The 5,583-nt window shown below is 58.7% G+C and carries 7 protein-coding genes; 2 read left to right on the top strand and 5 right to left on the bottom strand.

The window, feature by feature from the left end; all coding sequences use genetic code 11:
• Positions 1 to 208: hypothetical protein (locus A3CW_RS53195; RefSeq protein ID WP_028209228.1), on the top strand; the 208-nt coding region annotated here is incomplete at its 5' end.
• Between the two features lie 568 nt (positions 209 to 776).
• On the opposite strand, the gene A3CW_RS0144670 is transcribed toward A3CW_RS53195, so the two are convergent.
• From A3CW_RS0144670 to A3CW_RS50020, 5 genes are read right to left on the bottom strand one after another with little or no spacing between them, the layout of a single operon-like run.
• On the bottom strand, positions 777 to 1,763 hold the full coding sequence (locus tag A3CW_RS0144670; protein WP_028209227.1) for an aromatic/alkene monooxygenase hydroxylase subunit beta: 987 nt from the start codon (positions 1,761 to 1,763) through the stop codon (positions 777 to 779).
• A gap of 12 nt (positions 1,764 to 1,775) precedes the next feature.
• Entirely contained in the window at positions 1,776 to 2,090 is a 315-nt protein-coding gene (locus tag A3CW_RS0144665) for an MmoB/DmpM family protein (RefSeq protein ID WP_028209226.1), read from the bottom strand.
• 19 nt (positions 2,091 to 2,109) lie between these two features.
• Positions 2,110 to 2,445: a Rieske 2Fe-2S domain-containing protein gene (locus tag A3CW_RS0144660; RefSeq protein ID WP_028209225.1), complete on the bottom strand. Its 336-nt coding sequence runs from the start codon at positions 2,443 to 2,445 to the stop codon at positions 2,110 to 2,112.
• Between the two features lie 7 nt (positions 2,446 to 2,452).
• Entirely contained in the window at positions 2,453 to 2,713 is a 261-nt protein-coding gene (locus tag A3CW_RS0144655) for a toluene-4-monooxygenase system B family protein (RefSeq protein ID WP_028209224.1), read from the bottom strand.
• A complete protein-coding gene (locus A3CW_RS50020; RefSeq protein WP_051482134.1) occupies positions 2,695 to 4,242 on the bottom strand; it encodes a ferritin family protein in 1,548 nt (515 codons plus the stop codon). The genes A3CW_RS0144655 and A3CW_RS50020 overlap by 19 nt, the downstream gene beginning before the upstream one ends.
• A 1,151-nt stretch (positions 4,243 to 5,393) precedes the next feature.
• Here A3CW_RS50020 and A3CW_RS50015 point away from each other — a divergent pair.
• Positions 5,394 to 5,583 (top strand): transposase (locus A3CW_RS50015; RefSeq protein WP_081772127.1); only part of this gene is annotated, 190 nt, incomplete at its 3' end.

Here is a 5,583-nt window from a genome sequence, read left to right as displayed (position 1 = left end):
TCAAGGCCACTACGGACAGCAAGCACAATCTGCCGCTCGCACCGAACCTGCTGCAACGGTACTTCTCGCCGGCGAAGCCCGAGATATTCGGAATCGGCAACAGTCGCTGGCCGAGCTCGTCGTCGGCCAGTTGCCGGGCCAGGTCGTTGATGAACCCATGGCTACCTTAGGATTTTCGCGCGCGGTTTCACAAATCCTGTTCACCTGATGTAGGCGCAACGAAAGGCCTACGGTGGTCGCTAATAATGCTACTGCTGCTACAAACAGTTTCGTTTTCATTTATTGTCGCCGGCCCACTTTGCCATGTTTCGCGCATAGGTTATTGGTAAGACTGCGAGCGCATCTACACTCGGACAGTTATCCGTGCAGGTTTCCAATTCGGCTTCCGGAATCGCTTAATTATCGGCTCGATGGCCCGGCTTGTAGGTGCTGCTATCCGCCGTCGCGAGGCCCGGAGAAGTAGCCTCCTTGACCGCCTGACGTAGATCCCATAGCTGAAGCATGGGACGCTTGCGCTGCGGCAATAACGGAAGCAGTGCTGCCTGCCGCCTCCACTATCCCCGCCACGGCCATGCCTCCGTGAGCCCGCTGCCGATGGCCGTGGCGTAGGCAATCGTGCAGATCGGTGCAATACAATCGCCGAAGCGGCGAAGATCGTCTTCATGATCCAAAACTCCGCTCTAAGTGTTGTTACGTTTGGCGTTTCCCAAATTGCCGGTGCGGGCGGGCTGCCGACGACACTTCCTTCAAAATGCTTCGATTCAAGGCCTATTGACTCACAGTCGGATCGAACGCCGGAATTCGCGCGTGGCTACCTTCGCGCGTGCGCTAGCTCCGCGTGCGTCGGGCAACGCGGCGCACCATGCTGTTATGGCGTCGATGGCAAGCGGCTCCCATTTGCGCACCCACGCACGCAGCACGGCGTGATTGCCTTCCTGTTCGCTGGCCATGCGAACGAGCTCGCTGGCCCAACGCCGATGCCGCTCGGTGTCAATGAGCTGCGCATCGGTAATAAGGCCGAGTAGGATATCGCCGTTTTGGCGTGCCGTGACGCCGAGGCCGCGCAATACGGTCTCTTCCACAGCCGGGCGTACCACGAGGTTTAGCGCGACAAAGCATTCAGCCCAGTCCCACGCGGTGAGTGCTTGTTCGACGAGTTTGCGCCAGCCCTGCCAAGGCGGGTCGAGTTCCCAGCGGCGCCGCTCATCGCTGCCGAAGCCGAGGTCCGCAAAAGTCAGGGACAGTTCCTTGGTGCGATACGCGGTGTGCGTGAGCCAGCGCAGAGAGTCAGCGGTCTGGTATGCGGCACAGTTGGAGATCGTGGAAGCGGGGGCCATCTGCGCCAGATAAGCTGAGCCCATCTGCAGCGCATGAAACAGGAAGCGCGCGGGGGTATAGACGCGTGCGAGCGAGCCCGCCCACGGCCGGGCGAGTTGGGAGTCGTGACCGCGCGTGGAGAACTGGTCGAGGAGACCATATACGTAAGTTTCCTGACCATCCTGCAGCAGGTTATACGTGCGATAGACGATCTCGTCGGGATCACGAAATGCGTTCCAGTCGGGATGTCGCAGCGGCGAGGCGTTGCGGTTGCGCTTGAACCATTGCGCCATTTCGAAGTTAGGGTCCAGTTCGAAGGGGGCATCAGGGTTGTCGGTGGTATAGTGCAAGTTGGTCGAGACGATCTCATACTCGCTTGGCTTGCGCCGCCGCGCGGCTAGATGGCTCCACGTTTTCAGCGGCTTGAGGACTTCGGGCTGGGTCATGCTCGTCTCCGGTTAAAGCGTTTTCTCGTAGTAAAACCGCACGTAGCCTTCGGTTGTTTCGATGCGGCCTGAAAACGAGCTGAGGCTGACTTCCAGCTCGGACATCATGAACGCTCGACCAAGCGTTTCCTCAAGCGTGGAGCGGCGCAGGATCAGTTCTCCATCCGTATCGATGCGCACATACGCGAGTTTGTCGTCCACGCGGATCGTCTTGCCGGGGTTGTCTTCGTGCGCGGCTTCGATGACGCCCGCCGTAATGCTGCCCGCACGAAGCACGGGACCCACGCGGTTGTTGCGGTAAGCCGAGGCGGTGGTTTCGATGGTCATGATCGGTTCTCTGTGATGTTCAGGAATGGGCAAAGAGGGTTTCAACGCTGCCCACCGCAACGAGAACGTCTTCGCCCTCGATCTTCACGGGGTATTCGCGAAGCCGGGAGTCGCCAGGATTGATCCCTTTGCCGGTATTCACATCGAAGGTCCATTGATGCGCGCGGCACATCAGCACGCGGCCGTCGAACTTTCCTTCCACGAGCGGAATCGCCTGATGCGGACAGACGCCCCGAAAGGCGCGCGGCTCGCCCCCTTCTGGGTTCACCACCACAATCACGTGGCCATCCACCTCCGCTTCGATCATCTCGCCTGCCCACAGGTCGTCGAGCGTGCAGACTTTCTGATACTTCATTTCGACCTCATTTGTCGCAAAAGATGAATTCAAGCGTTTCCATCGGCTTGATATCCGTTTCACCGAGCTTTGCCGTGCGCGCGTAGAACTGCCCCACGCCCTGGCGCCGCACGCGCACAACCTTGTCAGGCCGTGGGGCGACGCGTCGGCCCACCGAATGGAGCGCGGCGGCGGCCGCAACTTCATCCATCGTATTGCCGGTATCCACCGGCAATATCTGCAATACGAAGTCGTATTGAAAATTTGAGATCACATGGAAGAGTGCCATGTCGTCCTCGTTTGCGTGGCAGCCTCAGGCGGCTTGATTGTGTCACGGGTGCCTCGATACGATTCGACCCAGGCATACTGGTGCGCGTCGTCGCCAATTTCGCCCGGCGCGAGCCCCATGTAGTTCAACGCGCCCAACAGGTCGGGTGGCTGTATATGACCGGCGAGGAAGCGATCGACGAGCGTGAGGTGATCGCGGTAACGTACCGGGTCCTGCTGGAAGACCCAGCGGTCGATTTCCGAATTGAAGTGATACGTGCGGCCGTTATGGTCGAGAGGGTAGTCCTTCACGTTCCAGCCATCGCCCGGAATGGCGCAAATGGGCAACTGGCTCATGTTGCAGAGGACAGGTAGCGTTTCGGGCATCGTAAGTTCCCGGCGGCCGAGGAGCAGGTTTTCGATAATGACGTCCCATACCTTGCCGAACGAGTTGTTCCAGCCGGGATATTTTTCTTCCAGCCAGTCGCGGCATTCGGGCGTCACGCCCGCTGCGGGGTCCCACCAAACCGTGGGACGCCAAAACCAGACGCCTAGCTGATAGGCGTGGTGCTGGTAATCGAATTCATTGATCATCTGGTCCCAGTACCAGGGCAAATCGAGGCCGAGATCAATGAGTGTCCGCTCAAACTGACTGACGATCCACTCGCGCGCGAATTCCTTGAACGACTGCTTGCGGTGCTCGAGTGGCGTCGCGTAGTCCATCGACGAGCCTGTGAGCAGACAGAAGAGGCGCCACGCGCGGGCGATGGCGATGTCCACGAGCTTCTGGGCTTCTTCCTTGCGGCCGTTTGCGATCAGAATGTGTAGCGCCGGGCCGCCGATTTGCGCATGCCGCGACTCGTCCGTTTGAATGCTGGAGATGAGGCTTGCGAAAGTGAAATCGCCGACGTCGACTGCGTCGGCCGCCAAGCCGAGGAACTGTACATTGGTGAAGCCTGTTTCGAGCGCAAAGGTGAGCATAACCGCGATCTCGATCGCGCTGCGGGACATAAAAAGGTCGTCAAATGTGTTGCGGGCGGCAATTGCACCCCACTGGTTCGTATGATAGGCCTTGTGCGCCCAGTCAAACTGCCTGTCCTTTGCACAGTAGTCGTGAGGGAAGTAGAGCTGCAACTGCCCGTGACGGTTTTCGTCGAGCATGCCGAAGGTGGCCATGTTGCGCATCCCTGGTGCACGGCCGAAGCGAACCATGCGTGCTTCGGCGCTCATTGCCGCATACTCGCCGAGTGCGATGGCGCCGTAATGGGCCTTAAGGATGGAAAGCCAGCCCGGATCGGTATCCTCGAATCTGCGGCTGCTATTCAGGGCTGCCTTCACAGAATAGGCACCAGCGTCTTTTTCGCGTTGGATACGGACGTACTCGGGATACGACGTCTTGTACGGCTCGTCGTAGCTCTCCCAGTGGACCATTGGAATACCTTGCGCGCCAGACATGATGTCGGGAAAGAGATCCGATTCCGACACGTAGGACGGGGTCCAATTGGTGGCGCGGGCGATGTCGTACCAGTCGACGCGTTCCAATAACGCCATGGTCAAGTCTCCTTCGTAGGTCGCGATTTGGTTTGCCGGAGCACTATGGCATCCGCCAGGCGGGTTATCTCAGAGCAAAATCAGTGCCAATGTGCCGACCTCATTTGCATTGGCGAGGAAGAAGCCCCGGGAAAGGGAGATTGAAGATATACGCGCACCCGTTGCCGGGGGGCGATCCGGATGCGCTAGTTTCCACGCGCAAGGAGTTCGACAAAAAGCAACGCGGGCAAGCGCGAAAGCCGCCGCGTGACACAAGGCCGCGGTACCTCTGATTTTCTTTCGCGGGGCCGAATCCAGTCGGCATTAACTGAGGGTGCGTTCTGGGTCCTTCTCGTCTCGGGATGGTTCTGTCTGCCGACATAACCGCAGACCCAAGCCCCCGATCCTTGATTCCGAATGAGATAGCGCGTCAGTCGCGACCTGAAAACACCAGGCGGGAATGTCTAGATTGTCATATAGATAACGCGCACTGTAGCGCTTTTTCAACAAAACTCGGACAAACGTTAAAACGAACTGTCGCGGTCAACTGATTCCGGGCAAGAAGGTTCTTTCGGTGACGGTGTTGCCTTGTAGGCGGCGGGCAACAGGCGAGCCCGCGTGGAGTGCAAGCGCGCCGAGCCTCATTGTGGTTTCCGAGCCGCAATGCGGAGCTCGGGCATGGGGAGGCGTTCAGCGACTACAGGCAGCCGTGCATCCAATAAAAACATCGGCAGTACTGGTCTGCGCGTAGTGAGACAGTAATCGAGGGCAAGGTGACGATATCAGTGTTGGCACGCCGTACTTTCCAATTCATGAGACCAATCACGGCGGTGCGCCTCTATGTTTGTTAAGTAATGCTATTCGGTACATTCAAAAAAACGTGATGGCGCATAGTTTGCTTTTTGGCTACCGTTGGCTCTACTCGATGGCAATAACGGCGATCTACGCTTCGTAGTCGCTACGCGCGAGCTTTGCAAGGATTAGGCATGCCAAAATGCAGGCTGACATTAGCTGTGCTCGCTTTTGCCAGCGAGCCGGCGGGCGCGCAGTACGATGGTACTTACTACACGTGGGGTCATCACGACAGAGGTGGCGGAGCAAATTCGGACAGCCGGATAAGTGGAGCGGCCGGGGCCTGAGCCAGCGATAATGCAGGCAAAGGAACCGAGAAAATGACGAAGAGAACCCGACGCACGCACTCAGCCGCGTTCAAAGCAAAGGTGGCCCTAGCGGCAGTCAAGGGCGAGCGCACGCTGGCCGAACTGGCTCAGCAGTTCGACGTGCATCCGAACCAGATCACGGAATGGAAACGGCGGTTGCAGGAGCGTGCGGCCGACGTGTTCGGTTCGGCGGGCGCGGTGT

This window comes from Paraburkholderia nodosa DSM 21604, from assembly GCF_000519185.1.
Lineage (GTDB): Bacteria > Pseudomonadota > Gammaproteobacteria > Burkholderiales > Burkholderiaceae > Paraburkholderia > Paraburkholderia nodosa.
The sequence above is the reverse complement of the archived record's forward strand: the minus strand, read 5'-3'. Positions and strand labels throughout refer to the sequence as shown.

Excerpts from the sequence above, each read along its gene's own strand:
- A3CW_RS0144670 (WP_028209227.1), bottom strand. The coding sequence starts at position 1,763 with ATGACCCAGCCCGAAGTCCTCAAGCCGCTGAAAACGTGGAGCCATCTA.
- A3CW_RS0144665 (WP_028209226.1), bottom strand. The coding sequence starts at position 2,090 with ATGACCATCGAAACCACCGCCTCGGCTTACCGCAACAACCGCGTGGGT.
- A3CW_RS0144660 (WP_028209225.1), bottom strand. The coding sequence starts at position 2,445 with ATGAAGTATCAGAAAGTCTGCACGCTCGACGACCTGTGGGCAGGCGAG.
- A3CW_RS0144655 (WP_028209224.1), bottom strand. The coding sequence starts at position 2,713 with ATGGCACTCTTCCATGTGATCTCAAATTTTCAATACGACTTCGTATTG.
- A3CW_RS50020 (WP_051482134.1), bottom strand. The coding sequence starts at position 4,242 with ATGGCGTTATTGGAACGCGTCGACTGGTACGACATCGCCCGCGCCACC.